This is a genomic window from Algibacter ulvanivorans, from assembly GCF_048381495.1.
GTDB classification, from domain to species: domain Bacteria; phylum Bacteroidota; class Bacteroidia; order Flavobacteriales; family Flavobacteriaceae; genus Algibacter_B; species Algibacter_B ulvanivorans.
The window spans coordinates 1-255 of record NZ_JBLWGD010000109.1; the positions used below are offsets into that span (position 1 = coordinate 1).

The 255-nt window shown below is 45.9% G+C and carries 1 pseudogene; it reads right to left on the reverse strand.

The window, feature by feature from the left end:
* Positions 1–255 (reverse strand): annotated as a pseudogene (locus tag ACNG5D_RS16170) (hypothetical protein); the annotation flags it as partial.

Consider the following 255-nt stretch of genomic DNA (forward strand, 5'->3'; position numbering starts at 1 on the left):
TGTTGATGCCTACTGGGCTACATGGATCGTTTTCATCGGATGTACCTGTTGGTACTGTTGGCGTACTTGGATCATCTATACCTGTAGTTTCCTCACAATCCGTTAAACCATCACCATCACTATCGGTTGTGTTGATGCCTACTGGGCTACATGGATCGTTTTCATCGGAGGTACCTGTTGGTACTGTTGGCGTACTCGGATCGTCTATACCTGTAGTTTCTTCACAATCCGTTAAACCATCACCATCACTATCGG